The organism is Streptomyces sp. NBC_01426 (assembly GCF_036231985.1).
Classification (GTDB): Bacteria; Actinomycetota; Actinomycetes; order Streptomycetales; family Streptomycetaceae; genus Streptomyces.
The window spans coordinates 5930848-5945721 of sequence record NZ_CP109500.1; the positions used below are offsets into that span (position 1 = coordinate 5930848).

At 73.1% G+C, this 14874-nt stretch carries 10 protein-coding genes; 6 read left to right on the plus strand and 4 right to left on the minus strand.

Annotated elements, in window-relative coordinates; genetic code table 11:
• Window positions 1-22: 22 nt before the first annotated feature.
• Window positions 23-187, minus strand: a complete 165-nt coding sequence (gene fxsA / locus OG906_RS26365; protein ID WP_267800346.1) for an FxSxx-COOH cyclophane-containing RiPP peptide — start codon at window positions 185-187, stop codon at window positions 23-25.
• A 362-nt stretch (window positions 188-549) separates the two neighbouring features.
• On the minus strand, window positions 550-1452 hold the full coding sequence (locus tag OG906_RS26370; protein ID WP_329446288.1) for an alpha/beta fold hydrolase: 903 nt from the start codon (window positions 1450-1452) through the stop codon (window positions 550-552).
• 308 nt (window positions 1453-1760) lie between these two features.
• Here OG906_RS26370 and adhE point away from each other — a divergent pair, with 308 nt between their 5' ends.
• On the plus strand, window positions 1761-4394 hold the full coding sequence (gene adhE, locus OG906_RS26375) for a bifunctional acetaldehyde-CoA/alcohol dehydrogenase (protein ID WP_329446290.1): 2634 nt from the start codon (window positions 1761-1763) through the stop codon (window positions 4392-4394).
• 99 nt (window positions 4395-4493) lie between these two features.
• On the opposite strand, the gene OG906_RS26380 is transcribed toward adhE, so the two are convergent.
• Window positions 4494-5099 carry a TetR/AcrR family transcriptional regulator gene (locus OG906_RS26380; RefSeq protein ID WP_329446292.1) on the minus strand — a complete coding sequence of 202 codons (606 nt, stop codon included), beginning with the start codon at window positions 5097-5099 and terminating at the stop codon, window positions 4494-4496.
• A 156-nt stretch (window positions 5100-5255) separates the two neighbouring features.
• On the opposite strand from OG906_RS26380, the gene OG906_RS26385 reads away from it, so the two are divergent.
• From OG906_RS26385 to OG906_RS26395, 3 genes are read left to right on the plus strand one after another with little or no spacing between them, the layout of a single operon-like run.
• A complete protein-coding gene (locus OG906_RS26385; RefSeq protein ID WP_329446294.1) occupies window positions 5256-6677 on the plus strand; it encodes a purine-cytosine permease family protein in 1422 nt (473 codons plus the stop codon).
• 44 nt (window positions 6678-6721) lie between these two features.
• Window positions 6722-8476, plus strand: a complete 1755-nt coding sequence (locus tag OG906_RS26390) for an amidohydrolase (RefSeq protein WP_329446296.1) — start codon at window positions 6722-6724, stop codon at window positions 8474-8476.
• Between the two features lie 42 nt (window positions 8477-8518).
• Window positions 8519-8929: a hypothetical protein gene (locus tag OG906_RS26395; RefSeq protein WP_329446298.1), complete on the plus strand. Its 411-nt coding sequence runs from the start codon at window positions 8519-8521 to the stop codon at window positions 8927-8929.
• Between the two features lie 34 nt (window positions 8930-8963).
• Here the strand turns inward: OG906_RS26395 and OG906_RS26400 are convergent, their stop codons facing one another.
• Window positions 8964-10067, minus strand: a complete 1104-nt coding sequence (locus OG906_RS26400; RefSeq protein ID WP_329446300.1) for a DUF3533 domain-containing protein — start codon at window positions 10065-10067, stop codon at window positions 8964-8966.
• Window positions 10068-10317: 250 nt separating this feature from the next.
• Between OG906_RS26400 and OG906_RS26405 the strand changes: the two genes are divergently transcribed.
• Window positions 10318-13848, plus strand: coding sequence for a DNA polymerase III subunit alpha (locus tag OG906_RS26405; protein ID WP_329446302.1), 3531 nt, complete (start codon window positions 10318-10320; stop codon window positions 13846-13848).
• The gene (locus OG906_RS26410; RefSeq protein WP_329446304.1) at window positions 13845-14864 is read left to right on the plus strand and encodes a DNA polymerase Y family protein; all 1020 of its coding nucleotides are present in this window, start codon (window positions 13845-13847) and stop codon (window positions 14862-14864) included. The genes OG906_RS26405 and OG906_RS26410 overlap by 4 nt, the downstream gene beginning before the upstream one ends.
• The last annotated feature ends 10 nt before the right edge of the window (window positions 14865-14874 follow it).

Genomic DNA, 14874 nt, shown 5'->3' on the forward strand with positions numbered 1-14874 from the left:
GTCTAGAGCGCGTACTTCGGCGTCAGAGCGCAGAGTTGAAGATCGGTGCCTGAACGTGACGACCGGATTCCGTCCGCAACACGCGGCCGAGTGTCGCCGCCGCCGAGGTGCTGTGCACGTCGATGCGGTCGAGCGGGACCCGGGAGGTCTTGACCGTGGTGGTCGGGGGGGTTGCGGAAGTGTTCACGACACCGTCCTTGGGGAAGCCGGGCGAAAAGGGCAGGGGGTTGACAGCGGCGTCGCGCCAGTGTCAAGCGTGGACTTTACTCGTCCACACCCTATTGGCAACCGAGACATGACGCCTGGTCAAGCGTTCTATGGAAAGCGTGACGCAATTCTCGCGACCCCGTATTCGGCCGTTTGCCGTACGGCAAGATCCTTTTCTTCCGGGGTGTGCCGTCCCCCCTCTCTCCGAGGGTTCGGAACGTGTGAGGGGCAGCCCGGCCCCGGCCGCGTTCGGCGCTGCCCGGGCCGCCCGCGCCCCGGCGACGCGGCCGGTGACGGCGAACTCGTCCTCCACGTAACGTCGTAGGCCCCCGCCGCCGGCCCTCAGGCCGGCTGTTGCTCGCTGATCGGGGGCGCGGGAACGTCCCGCAGCAGCCAGTTCAGTACGTCGGGCAGGGCGCGCAGGGCCGCGAAGTGGGCCGCGGCCGGGTCGATGGTGGTGGTGGCGCCGGGGATCCGGCGGGCCAGCCAGCGGGAGTGCCCGACGGGGGAGAAGACGTCCAGTTCCCCGTGCCAGATCATCACCGGGGTCCGGATGTCGGCCGGGTCGAAGCCCCAGGGGCGGCTGAAGGCGAGGACGTCGTCGATCCAGCCGTCCGCCGAGGTCCGCAGGCCCTCGCGGTAGTTGCGCAGCAGCATGGACCGCAGACCGGCGTCCGAGACGATCATGCGGTCGTTGTCGGTGAGGTCCCGGCGCAGCTCGTCCAGGAGCCGGCCGGGGTCCGCGCGGATGCCGGCGGCGCGGGGGGTGAGGCGGGCCGCGAGTTCCTCGGGGTCGTCGGTGGCGGTGGTGTACTCCCGGACGTTCGAGTCCGCCATTCCGGCGAACCAGTCCAGGTCCTCCGCGTCGCGGGGGGCGAGGCCCACCATGGCCGCCGTCCGGGTGACCCGGTCCGGGAGCAGGGCGGCGCAGGCCAGGGCTCCGGCGGAGCCGCCGGAGCGGCCCGCCACGGCGAAGGTGTCCAGCCCCAGGGCGTCGGCGACGGCGGCCACGTCCTGGGCCACGTCGGCGACGGTGCGGCCCGGATGGCGGTCGGAGCCGCCGTAGCCGGGCCGGTCGTAGGCGATGAGCTGCATCCGGCGCTGGTAGAGGACCATGCCCCGCGGCGCCGGCCCGAGTCTGCTGCCGGGCATGCCGTGGAGCAGGAAGACCGGCTTGCCGTCGGGGTCGCCCCAGCGCTCCACGGCCAGAGCGCGTCCGTCGGCGGTACGCACCTGATGGCGCACGCGCTCCCTCCCTCACGGTCGACGCGAGTCGTCACGGTGATTGTGCTCGCCGGAGGAGGAGTGCGGTAGGGCGCACTTCGCGGGAAATTCTTGTGAATGCTTTCACAAGCGCGGAAGGTCTTTGGTCCTTCCGCATATGCCCAGGTCAAGAAGGGTGGTCACAGGGGCGTGAACAGGCGTGAACGGCCCTTCGGCCCCGTCGGAAAGGGCTTTTTCGGCGCCCCGTCTTCCGCTTTCGGGTGTCGAATTGAGACACGGGGAAAACGGGTCGCCGGTTCGAACCGGGTCGAAATGAAGGAGTTCCTGTCATGCGGGCCAACGAGATGGTGGACGGACTGGTCGAGCGCGCGCTCACGGCGCTCGGCCGGTTCGAGTCGTTCAACCAGGAGCAGGTCGACCACATCGTCACGAAGGCCTCCCTCGCCGCGCTGAGCGGGCACGGGGAGCTCGCGCGGCTCGCCGTCGAGGAGACCGGCCGCGGGCTCTTCGAGGACAAGGCGGTCAAGAACCTCTTCGCCTGCGAGCACGTGGTGCATTCGATGCGCGGCCTGAAGACCGCGGGCGTCATCGGCCGCGACGAGCTGAACGGTGTCACCGAGATCGCCGAACCCGTCGGTGTCGTCTGCGCGATGACCCCGGTCACCAATCCGACCTCGACGACCCTCTTCAAGGCGCTGATCGCCCTGAAGACCCGCAACCCGATCATCTTCGCCTTCCACCCCTCCGCCCAGAACTGCTCGGCGCAGGCCGCGCGCATCGTCCGCGACGCGGCCGTGGCCGCCGGTGCCCCCGAGGACTGCGTGCAGTGGGTGAGCGCCCCCTCCATGGAGGCGACCGACGCCCTGATGAACCACCCGGGTGTCTCCACCATCCTGGCCACCGGCGGAAACGCCATGGTCAAGGCCGCGTACTCGTGCGGCAAGCCGGCCCTGGGCGTCGGCGCGGGCAACGTGCCCGCGTACGTCCACAAGAGCGCCCGTCTGGGCCGCGCGATCCACGACATCGTGCTCTCCAAGGCCTTCGACCACGGCATGATCTGCGCCTCCGAGCAGGCCGTCATCCTGGACGGTGAGATCTACGAACAGGGGCTCGCGGAGTTCCGCCGGCTCGGCGCCCACGTGGTCACCGACGCCGAGAAGACCAGGCTGGAGCAGTTCGTCTTCGGCACCACCGCCCACGCGGCCGACCGCGGCGAGGCCCGGCTGAACCCGGCGGTCGTCGGGAAGTCCCCGCAATGGATCGCCGAGCAGGCCGGTTTCACGGTGCCCGCCGAGACCTCCGTCCTCCTCGCGGAATGCGCCGAGGTCGGTGAGGCCGAGCCGCTGACCCGCGAGAAGCTCTCCCCGGTCCTGGCCGCCCTGAAGGCCCGCGACACCGAGGACGGCCTGCGACTGGCCGCCGAGATGGTCGAGTTCCACGGACTGGGCCACAGCGCCGCCATTCACGCCGAGGACGAGGAACTCGTCGAGGAGTTCGGCCGGCGGGTCAAGGCCGTCCGGGTCATCGTCAACTCGCCCTCCACCTTCGGCGGCATCGGCGACGTCTACAACGCCTTCCTCCCCTCGCTGACCCTCGGCTGCGGCTCCTACGGCCGCAACTCGGTCTCCGACAACGTCACCGCGGTGAACCTGATCAACGTCAAGCGGATCGGACGGCGCAACAACAACATGCAGTGGTTCAAGGTCCCGCCGAAGATCTACTTCGAGCGCAACTCGCTGCGGTACCTGGGCGAGATGGACGGGATCGGCCGCGTCTCGATCGTCACCGACAAGACGATGGTCGCCCTCGGCTTCGTGCGGAAGGTCACCGACATCCTGAACGCCCGCCCGGGCGGCGTGTCCCTCCAGATCATCGACAACGTCGAACCGAACCCGGAGCTGGACACCGTCCGGGCCGGCGCCGCGCTGATGAGGGACTTCCGGCCCGACACGATCATCGCGCTCGGCGGCGGCTCCCCGATGGACGCGGCCAAGATCATGTGGCTGATGTACGAGCGGCCGGAGGTGGAGTTCGGGGACACGAAGGAGAAGTTCTTCGACATCCGCAAGAGGGCCTACACCTTCCCCTCGCTCGGGGAGAAGGCGAAGCTGGTCGCCGTCCCGACCACCTCGGGCACCGGATCCGAGGTCACCCCCTTCGCCGTCATCTCCGACCCGGCGGCGGCCCGCAAGTACCCACTGGCCGACTACGCGTTGACCCCGAACGTCGCCATCGTCGACCCCGTCCTGCCGATGGGGCTGCCGGCCGCGGTCACCGCGGACTCGGGCTTCGACGCCCTGACCCACGCCACCGAGGCGTACGTGTCCGCGTACGCCAACGACTACACGGACGGCCTCTGCCTCCAGGCGATCAGACTGGTCTTCGAGAACCTCCGGCGCTGCGTCGTCGACGGCCCCAACGACCCCGAGGCCCGCGAGAAGATGCACAACGCCTCGACGGTGGCGGGCATGGCCTTCGCCAACGCCTTCCTCGGCCTGGTCCACGCGATGGCCCACACCCTGGGCAACACCTTCCACGTGCCCCACGGCCGCACCAACGCGCTGCTCCTGCCGCACGTCATCCGGTACAACGGCACGGTCTCGCACAAGGCCACCCCGTGGCCGAAGGCCGAGGTCTACCGGGCCCCCGAGCGGTTCCAGGAGATCGCGAGGATGCTGGGGCTGCCGGCCTCCACCCCGGCCGAGGGCGTCGAGTCCTACGCCCGGGCCGTCGAGGAACTGCGCGCCGAGTGCGGGATCCCGGCCTCCTTCGCGCAGGAGGGCGTGGACGAGCGGGCCTTCATCGAGGCCCTGCCGACCCAGGCCATGAACGCCTACGCCGACCAGTGCGCCCCCGCGAACCCGCGGATGCCGATGATCGACGACATGCGGCGGCTGATGCGGCAGGCGTACTACGGCAACGCCGAAGGCGTCCCGGCCGAGGAGGCCGCCCGGGCCAGGTGACGCCGGCCGGGAGGAAGCGACGCCCGCGTCGGAGGGCGGAGGCCGCCCGGGACCCCAGGGTCCCGGGCGGCCTCCGTCGCGCGTGCGATGCCCGGGGCTTCAGAGGTGCGGGATCAGCAGGGCCGCCGCCGAGCGGGCCCGCTCCAGGGCCACGTCCCGCTCCGCCCCGCGCTGCCCCAGGACCACGCGGGTGCTCAGCCCGTCCAGCAGCGCGAGCAGCTCCGAGGCCCGGTCCGGCACGTCCAGGTCGGCGGCGAACCGGCCCTGCCGTACGCCCTTGTCCAGCAGCGCCTCCAGGTCCCGCTGCCAGCCGTCGTCGATCTCCTGCTGGGCGGCCTGGAGGGGCTCGTTGGAGGGTGTGCGGGCCCACAGTTCGATCCACAGCGTCCAGCGCGGGTCCCGGGGGCCGCGGGGCAGGTACAGCTCCACGAACAGGGCGAGTTTGCGGTGGGCGGTGAGCCGGCGGCCCAGCAGTTCGGTGCGTTCGGCGGTCAGCTGCGTCTCGCTCCAGCGCAGCGCCTCCAGCAGCAGCCGGTCCTTGCTGCCGAAGTAGTACAGGATGTGGCCGCCGCTGGTGCCGAGCCGCTCGGCCAGCGCCGACATGGTGAGCGTCGCCAGCCCGTCCTCGGCGATCGCCGTCATGGCCTCTTCCAGCATCCGCTCCTGGGCGATCTGCCCGTCGCGCCGCCGTGCCGCTCCCGCCACCGCTCCCGCCTTCCCGATCTTGCCTGGTCGGACCTTATCCCGGACAGGGTCTTGACGCGGCCCCCGGAGGCGGCGCATCTTGAATGTCATTCAAGAACTTAGAACGCCATTCAAGGTCTGGAAGGGCCGAGAGTGCCAAGGTCAGGGGTACGGCGGATGACACAGCAGGAGACGAGCCGGCCGGAGACGAGACGGCAGGAGACGGCGGCCGACGTCGACGAGGTCTTCAAGGTCGAGACGCACGGCATCGACCCCATCCCGGACGCCGAGCGCCACGGCAGCGCCAAGGACCTCTTCTGGCTCTGGTTCGGATCGAACCTGACCTTCACCTACGTGATCAACGGCGCCCTCGCCGTCGCCTTCGGCCTCTCCTTCTGGCAGGCCACCCTCGTGGTCGTGCTCAGCGGGCTCTCCTTCTTCGCCGTCAGCGCCGCCGGACTCAGCGGCATCCGCACCGGCACCGCCACCCTGGTGATCTCCCGCGCCGCCTTCGGGGTGCGCGGCAACTTCCCCGCCGGCGTCCTCAACTGGGTGGTGAGCATCGGCTACACCATCGTCAACACCGTGGTCGGCACCCTGGCGCTGGAGGTGTTCTTCAGCGAGGTCGGCCTCGGCGGGGGCACGGCGATCCGGGCCCTCGCCCTCGGCGTCACCCTCGCGCTGACCTTCGCCGTCGCCATGTGGGGCCACGCCACCGTGCAGTTCGCCGAGCGCTGGATGGCGTACGTCCTCGCCGTCGGCTTCGGCGCGCTGCTCGTCTTCGTGCTGCCCGGCGCCGACACCTCCGCGCCCGCCGCCGGCCCCGGACTGTCCGGCTGGAGCCTGGCCTTCGTCGTGATGCTGGCCGGCCCCTTCTCGTACCTGCCGATGCCCGCCGACTACACCCGCTACCTGCCCCGGACCACCACGCTGAGGTCGATCACCTGGATGGGGGCGCTCGGCGGGTTCGTCTCCTCCGTGGCCCTCGGCGTCGCCGGCGTGGCGGCCGCCACCCAGACCGACATGACCGACGCCGTCGCGGGCGCCGAGAGCCTGCTGCCGGGCTGGTTCCAGACCGTGTTCCTGGCACTCGTGCTCGGTGGCTCCGTCACCAACTCGATCATCACCCTCTACTCCTCCAGCCTGAACCTCCAGGTCCTCGGCATCCCGTGGAGCCGCTCCCGGGCCATCGTGATCAGCGCCGCCGTGACCGCCGTCGGCTCGCTCGCCGCGCTCTTCCTCACCGACTTCACCACCTCGCTGCTGTCCTTCCTCTCCCTGCTGATCATCGTGTTCGCGCCCTGGGGCGGGGTGTTCCTCGCCGACATGCTGCTGCGCCGCTGCCGGTACGACTCCGACGCCCTGCACGCCGGGAACGCGGGCGCCTACTGGTACCGGGCCGGCTACCACCCCGCCGGCATGGCCGCCCTGCTCGCCGGCATGCTCTTCGCCGCCCTGACCTGCGACTCCGAGCTCTGGACCGGCCCCCTCGTGGCCCCCCTCGGCGGCGCCGACCTCACCCTCCTCGGCTCGGTCGTCTCCGGACTCGCCTACTGGGCCCTCGTCCGGCGCGCACCCGCCCCCACCCCGGCCGCCTGACCCTCCCCCACACCACCCCTCCGCTGCCACAGGAGCACCACCCCATGTCACACCCCATCGCCGCCGACCTGCTGCTCACCGGGGCCCGGATCCACACCGTGGACCCGGACCTGCCCGAGGCCGAGGCCCTCGCCGTCCACGACGGCGCCATCGTCTGGGTGGGCCCGGACGCCGAGGCCGAGGCCTGGGCCGGCCCCGACACCGAGCGCATCGACGCGGGCGGGCGGCTGGTGCTGCCCGGTTTCATCGACGCCCACAACCACGTACGCCTCGGCTCCGACGACGCGTGCGTACAGCTCGCCGGGGTCCGCACGCTCGACGCGATCCTCGACCGGATCGGCGCGTGGCACGAGGCCCACCCGGACGCGGAGTGGATCGAGGCCGAGGCCTTCGACTACTCCGCCATCCCCGGCGGCCGGATGCCGACCGCCGCCGACCTGGACCCGGTCACCGGCGACACCCCCGCGATCGTGCTCTCGTACGACGTCCACACGGCCTGGCTCAACACCGCCGCCATGCGTCGCCTCGGCGTCTCCCGGGACCAGGTCGACCTGCCCTTCGGCACCGCCGCCGTCGATCCCACCACGGGCGAACCCACCGGTTTCGTCAAGGACTTCGCCATCAAGGGACTCTCCCGCGACGGACACCGGGCACTGCGCGAACTGGGCGTGCCGTGGGCCTCCCCGGACCGCCAGTACGGGCGGCTCGCCAAGAGCCTCGACGACGCGATCCGCTTCGGCATCACCACGGTGGTGGAGCCGCAGAACTCCCTGGACGACCTGGAACTCTTCGAACGGGCCCGCGCGGAAGGCCGGTTGAGGTCCCGGATCGTCGCGGCCCTCTTCCACCCGCGCGGCACGAGCGACGAGGAACTCGACCTCTTCGCCGCCTGCGCCCGGATGTACTCCGGGGACCGCCTGCGGGTCGGCCCGCTGAAGCTGTACATCGACGACGTCGTGGAGCCGCGCACGGCCGCGCTGCTGGAGCCGTACACCGGATGCGGGGCCCACCGCGGCGAGACCTTCTACCCGGCCGAGGAGTTCGCGGAGCTGCTGACCGGGCTGGACGCCCGCGGCTTCCAATGCTTCGTGCACGCCACGGGGGACCGGGGCATCCGCACCGTCCTCGACGCCGTCGAGCACGCCCGGGCGGTCAACGGGCCGCGCGACGCCCGCCACCAGGTGGTGCACGTGGAGTGCCTGGACCCCCAGGACGTGCCGCGCTTCGCCGAACTCGGCGTGGTGGCCTGCATGCAGCCCCGGCACTGCGCCCCGGAGATCGCCGGCCCGGGCCAGGACTGGGCGGAGAACGTGGGCGAGGACCGCTGGCACAAGGCGTGGCCGATGCGCAGCCTGCACGACGCGGGCGCGGTGCTGGCCTTCTCCAGCGACTGGAACGTCGCCGAGATGGACCCGATGATCGGCATCTACACGGCGGTGACGCGCCGCCCGCTGGACGGCGGCGACCCGTGGCAGCCGGGCGAGACGGTGGACGTGGCCACCGCCGTGCACGGCTACACGATGGGCTCCGCGTACGCCAACTTCCTCGACACCGAGCGCGGCTCCCTGACGGTGGGCAAGGCGGCGGACTTCGTGGTGCTGTCCCGCAACATCCTGGAGATCCCGGCGGAGTCCATCCCCGGGACCGTCGCGCGGACCGTCGTGGTGGCGGGGGAGGTCGTGCACACCGCGCAGGACGTGTCGGTCGAGGGTCGGGCCGTGCCGATCGATGGTCGGCACGTGCCGGTCGACGGTCGGCACGTGCCGGTCGACGGTCGGGCCGTGCCGATCCAGGCCTAGGCTGTGCCGATCGGAAGTCGGTCGGGAAGCGGGGGCGCGGGCATGTTCGTCGATCTGGTGGGGTCGGCCTTCGGTGCGGCGGCGGGTCTGGGGGTGGTCCACCTGGCGCGTCGCCGGCTGGCCGCGCACCGGGCCGCCGGTGTGGCCGCGGGAGTGCGGACCGCCCTCTCCTGCCGGGTCGAATGGCGCGAGGGGCTGGGTCGCACGGGCTTCGTGTACGGGACGCTGAGCACGGGCCCGACCGGCGGGCCGGTCTTCAAGCGGCCCGCCCGCCGAGCGGTGGAGCTGCCCGGCGGGGGTCGCGCGACCCGCCGGTCCTCCTGGCGGCCCGGCATGCAGATGGTCGAGTACCGGGCGCCCGACGGGGACCGGCTCGGGTTCCTCGTCCACGACACCGACGTCGACCTCGCCACCCGCTTCCTGTGCGTCCCGGACCCGGCCGACTACTTCTGAGCGCCGCCGTCGGGGCGCGCGGCCGTCGGCCCGGTCACCGGTCGGAGGCGCTCGCGGAGGACCCGGGGTCCTGCGGGCCGTCGTCGATCCCGCTGCCCACCGCGGGCCCGACCTTCCCCTTGTGGAACATCGCGCAGGCCAGGGTCACGGCCGAGCCGAGCAGCGCCCAGCAGGCCAGCACCAGCATCGGGCCGCCCGCGCCGTTGCCGCGGAAGTACGCGATCGAGCGGGCGGCGTACGTGCCGGCGCCCGGCGGCAGGGCCGGTCCGATGGTCCTCCAGAACGGCGGCAGCAGCGGGTACGGGTAGGCGCCGCCCGCGCTCGGGTTGCCGAGGACCACCACCAGGAGGATGGCCAGGCCGATGCCGACCACGCCCGCCAGCCCCTGGAGGGCCAGGGTGAGCGCGCCGACGGCGAAGACGACCAGGGCGCCCAGGCCCCACAGGGCCATGATGTTTCCGGACAGCGCTCCCAGGACGGGGCCCGCGATGACCGCGCCCAGCAGCCCGGCGACGATCGCGTACACGAGCAGGACGCCCAGCCGGATGACGGCGCGGGCGGAGTTCGCGGGCCGGGCGCCGGCGCTGATCGCGAGGATCGCGGCGCACAGGTAGCCGCCCACGCACCAGCCGACGACCAGGTAGAAGGAGCTCAGGCCGCGGGCGTCGCCCCGGGCGGCCGGGGCCACGTCGCGGAACCGCACACTGCGCCCGGCGGCCTTCTCGGCGCGGCCGACGACCTCCTCGACGGCCTGGGAGAGGGAGGCCCCGGCGCCGCTCGCGACCAGCAGCTCGTCGGTCTTCCCGGTCGGGTCGACGATCAGCGCGCCGTCCACCTCGCGGTCCCGTACCTGCGCGAGCGCCGTGTCCGCGTCCTTGACCGCGTGGGCGTCGAGCGGTGTGCCGGGCAGGGTGTCGAGCTGTTCGGCGTACCGGTCGGCGACCCCTCGCGCGGGAGCGGCCACGGCGAGGGGGATCTCGCTGGGCACGGGGTGGTGGAAGGCCCCGATGTACGAGGTGATGAAGGCGAGTTGGAGGGCCAGTACTCCCAGGACCAGCAGGGCGGCCCGGGCGGTCACGGCGTCCTTGATCTCGGCGAGGAAGCCGCCGGGCGGACCTGTGGAGGTGGTCTGGGTCATGTTCACACGCTCGGCGTATCGGGGGAGGGGCGCAGCAGGGGCGGGCCGAACGGATGACGCGGGAGCCGGTCCCGCGGGCCCGTCCGGACCCGGTGGGACGGACCTCCCGGACGGGTATCGCGGACGGTCTCCGGACGGGTCTCCCACCCGGTGATCGAACAACTGTTTCGCACGCGTATTCGAATTGCTCTATGGTGGAGAGGGGAGGTCGAAGGACTGTCGGGGGATCGAGCGAAGCAGGAGGCCGCGGGTGCCTGGTTTTACGCATCTGCACACCGTTTCGGGGTTCTCCGCGCGCTACGGCGGCTCGCACCCGGAACGACTCGCGGAACGCGCCGCGGAGCGGGGCATGGATGCCCTCGCCCTCACCGACCGCGACACCCTCGCGGGCGCGGTGCGGTTCGCGAAGGCCGCCGCGGGAGCCGGGGTCCGGCCGCTGTTCGGAGTGAACCTCGCGGTCGCCCCCGCCGCCGACGCGCCGTCGTCGGGCGCCGGGTTGTCCGGTGGTGCGGGGGCCGGTGGGGGCGGGATGTCCCACGCCGAGACCTCCTTCCGCCGCCGCACCCCCGTCAGGGGCGGCGCCTTCGTCGACGAGTCCGCCGCCCGGGCCGTCTTCCTCGCCCGGGACGGCGCCGCCGGCTGGGCCGAGCTCTGCCGACTGGTCACCGCCGCCCACGCGGGCGCCCCCGAGGTCCCGCTGGTGACGTGGGACGCCCTGCGCGAGGCGCTCGGCTCCTTCGGGCTGAGCGGCGTGTTCGTCCTGCTCGGCCCCGACTCCGAGGTCGGCCGGGCGCTGGCCGCGGGCCGCCCCGACCGGGCCGCGCGGCTGCTCGCGCCCTGGCGGGAGCTGTACGGGGACGCGCTGCGCCTGGAGGCCGTCCACCACGGCCGCGCCGGCGCCGACGTCGACACGGGCCCCGGCTCGCTGCGCCTCGCCGCGCGCACGGTCGGCTTCGCCGTCGAACAGGGCGTCCCGGCCGTGGTCACCAACGCCGTCCGCTACGCCGATCCGGGCCAGGGCCCGGTCGCCGACGTCCTCGACGCGGCCCGCCGACTGGTCCCCGTGGATCCCCGCAAGCGCCTGGACAGCGGCGAACGCTGGCTCAAGGACCCCGCCGCCATGGCCGAGGTCGCCGACCGGATCGCCCGGGCGGCCGGCCTGCGCCCCACCGACGCGCGCCGGCTGCTCGCCGAGACCCGGCGCACCGCCGACGCCTGCGCCGTGGATCCCGAGGACGACCTGGGCATCGGCTCCGTGCACTTCCCGGAGGCCCGGCTCGTCGGCGCCGGTCACCGCACCGCCCAGCGGGTGCTCGCCTCCCGGGCCTCCGCCGGCATGGTGCTCCGCGGGTACGCGGACGACCACGCGTACTGGGACCGGATGCACCGGGAGCTCGACGTCATCGCCTACCACGGCTTCGCCTCGTACTTCCTGACGGTCGCCCAAGTGGTCGACGACGTACGGGAGATGGGCATCCGGGTGGCCGCCCGGGGCTCCGGCGCCGGGTCCCTCGTCAACCACCTCCTGGGGATCGCGCACGCCGACCCCGTCGCGAACGGCCTGCTGATGGAGCGCTTCCTGTCCAAGCGCCGGCACGTCCTGCCCGACATCGACATCGACGTGGAGTCCGCCCGCCGGCTTGAGGTCTACCGGCGGATCATCGACCGCTTCGGCGCCGAACGCGTCGCCACCGTGTCCATGCCCGAGACCTACCGGGTCCGGCACGCCATCCGCGACGTCGGCGCCGCCCTGTCCATGGACCCGGCCGCCGTCGACCGGCTCGCCAAGGCCTTCCCGCACATCCGGGCCCGCGACGCCCGCACGGCCCTCGCCGAACTCCCCGAACTGCGGGACGTGCGGGGGGAGTCGTACGGCCGGCTCTGGGAGCTGGTCGAGGCGCTGGACGCACTGCCGCGCGGGGTCGCCATGCACCCGTGCGGGGTGCTGCTGTCCGACGCCTCGCTGCTCGCCCGCACCCCGGTCGTCCCGAGCGGTGTCGAGGGCTTCCCGATGTCCCAGTTCGACAAGGACGACGTGGAGGAGCTGGGGCTGCTCAAGCTGGACGTGCTCGGCGTGCGGATGCAGTCGGCGATGGCCCACGCCGTCGGCGAACTCCGGCGCGCCACCGGCGAGGAGCTCGACCTGGACGACCCCGCGCAGGTCCCGCCGGGCGACCCGGCCACGTACGAGCTGATCCGCTCGGCCGAGACGCTGGGCTGCTTCCAGATCGAGTCCCCGGGCCAGCGGGACCTGGTGGGGCGGCTCCAGCCGGCCACCTTCCAGGACCTGGTCGTCGACATCTCGCTCTTCCGCCCGGGGCCGGTGGCCGCCGACATGGTGCGGCCCTTCATCGAGGCCCGGCACGGCCGCGCCCCGGCGTGCTACCCGCACCCGGACCTGGCGGAGGCGCTCCGCGAGACGTACGGGGTGGTGGTCTTCCACGAGCAGATCATCGAGATCGTGCACGTCATGACCGACTGCGGTCGGGACGAGGCGGACCGCGTGCGGCGCGGACTGTCCGACCCGCAGTCGCAGGGCCGGATCAAGGTCTGGTTCGCGGCGACGGCGAGCGCGCGCGGCTACTCGGCCGAGGTGATCGCCCGGACCTGGGAGATCGTGGAGGCCTTCGGCTCGTACGGGTTCTGCAAGGCGCACGCGGTGGCCTTCGCCGTGCCCACCTACCAGTCGGCCTGGCTCAAGGCCCACCACCCGGCCGCCTTCTACGCCGGGCTGCTCACCCACGACCCGGGGATGTACCCGAAGCGGTTGCTGCTGGCCGACGCCCGCCGACGGGGCGTGCCGGTGCTGCCGTTGGACGTGAACCGGTCGGCGGTCGCCCACCGTATCGAACTGGTGTCCGATCGAAGGTGGGGGCTCCGGCTGGCCCTGGCCGACGTCCACGGCATCGGCGAGGCCGAGGCGGCCCGGATCGAGGCCGGACAGCCGTACGCCTCCCTGCGCGACTTCTGGGACCGCGCCCACCCGGGCCGCCCCGTGGCCGAACGACTCGCCCAGGTAGGGGCGTTGGACGCCTTCGGCGCGAACCGCCGTGACCTGCTGCTGCACTTGACCGAACTGCACGGGGCGCAACGAGCCGCCGGCGCCCGGGCGAACACCCAACTCCCCCTGGAAGGAGGCCGGTCCACCGCACCCGTCGGCCTGCCCGACCTGACCGACGGCGAACGCCTCAGCGCCGAGCTCGGCGTCCTCGGCATGGACGCCTCGCGCCACCTCATGGGCGACCACCAGGCCTTCCTGACCGAACTCGGCGTGGTCCCGGCCGCCCGGCTGCGCGACGTCGAACACGGGCGGACGGTACTGGTCGCCGGCGCCAAGGCGGCCACCCAGACCCCGCCGATCCGATCCGGGAAGCGGGTCATCTTCACCACCCTCGACGACGGCACCGGCCTGGTCGACCTGGCCTTCTTCGACGACAGCCACGAGGCCTGCGCCCACACCGTCTTCCACTCCTTCCTGCTGCTGGTCCGAGGCGTCGTACAGCGCCGCGGCCCCCAGAGCCTGAGCATCGTCGGAGCGGCCGCCTGGAACCTGTCCGAGCTGGTCGAACTGCGCGGGGAGGACGGCCTGGAGGCGGTCACCGCCCGACTGTCCGAACCGGCCCGCGAGCGCGCCCCCCAGCCGGACGGCGCACCGGAAGGCCGCCGCATCCACCTGGCGAACGGCTACGAGATGAACCCGTGGGCCGACCTCCGGCCGCCCGGCGAGGGCGCCGCGACCGGCCGCAAGCTCTGGCACTCCAGCCCGGGGAGCGCGGGATGAGCGCGATCCTGCACGTACGGTGCGCCCCGACCCTCACCGATGAGGGCCACCGGGAGGTCCTGGAACTGCTGCGGGAGTTCTCCCCGCTCGTCCAGGCCCTGCCGCCCCGCGCCGCCCTGGTCCAAGTGCGGGGAGCGCAAAGGTACTTCGGCATCGAGGCCGCCCGGATCGCCGAGGTGGTCCGCCTGCGCGCGGTGGCCCGACTGGGCACGGACGTGCGGATCGGGGTCGCCGCGACCTGGGCCCTCGCGGCCATGGCCTCCGCCCGGATCCCCGGCCCCGGCGGGATCCTGGCCGTCCCCGACGACCCGGACACGGTGGCCGGCTTCCTCGGGCCGCTGCCGGTGGAGGCGCTGCACGGACTCGGCTCCCGACAGGCCGAGGCGCTGCGCGGCTACGGACTGCACACCGTGGGAGCCCTCACCCGGGTCCCGCCCGGCGTCGTCGAACGGATCCTGGGCAAGCGGAGCGGCCGACTGGTCGCCGAGCGCGCCCGGGGCGTCGACCCGCGCCCGGTGACCCCCCGCGACCTGCCCTCCTCGGCCGCCGTCAGGAGCGGGTTCACCCGGGAGGAACTGGACGGCCCGCACGCCAGGGCCGCCCTGCTCGCCCTGGTCGTCCGGCTCGGCGCGCTCCTGCGCGGGCGCCGCCAGGCGGCCCGCTCCCTGTCCCTGACCCTGCGCTTCGCGGGCGGCACCCGCTGGGAGAAGACCCGGCGGCTCACGGAACCCTCCGCACACGACGAGGACCTGCGCACCGCGGCGTACCGGCTGATGGACGCGGCGGGCCTGCAACGGGCCCGGCTGACCGGGATGGTGCTCCGGGCCGAGGACCTGACCGGCGCCGAACGCGTGGCCCGGCAGATCTCCCTGGACCCGGTCCGGGAATCCCGGCTGACGGTGGAGGCGGCCGTCGACCGGGCCAACGCCCGCTTCGGCCCGGGCACGGTCCGCCCGGCGGCCACCTTCGGGGCGGGCGCGGTCCGGCATCCCGCCGGCCTCGGCAGGGCCTCGTGACGCGGCGGGC

Coding starts and splice junctions, on each gene's coding strand:
- OG906_RS26390 (WP_329446296.1), top strand. CDS start 6,722: ATGTCACACCCCATCGCCGCCGACCTGCTGCTCACCGGGGCCCGGATC.
- OG906_RS26395 (WP_329446298.1), top strand. CDS start 8,519: ATGTTCGTCGATCTGGTGGGGTCGGCCTTCGGTGCGGCGGCGGGTCTG.
- OG906_RS26410 (WP_329446304.1), top strand. CDS start 13,845: ATGAGCGCGATCCTGCACGTACGGTGCGCCCCGACCCTCACCGATGAG.
- OG906_RS26400 (WP_329446300.1), bottom strand. CDS start 10,067: ATGACCCAGACCACCTCCACAGGTCCGCCCGGCGGCTTCCTCGCCGAG.
- adhE (WP_329446290.1), top strand. CDS start 1,761: ATGCGGGCCAACGAGATGGTGGACGGACTGGTCGAGCGCGCGCTCACG.
- OG906_RS26385 (WP_329446294.1), top strand. CDS start 5,256: ATGACACAGCAGGAGACGAGCCGGCCGGAGACGAGACGGCAGGAGACG.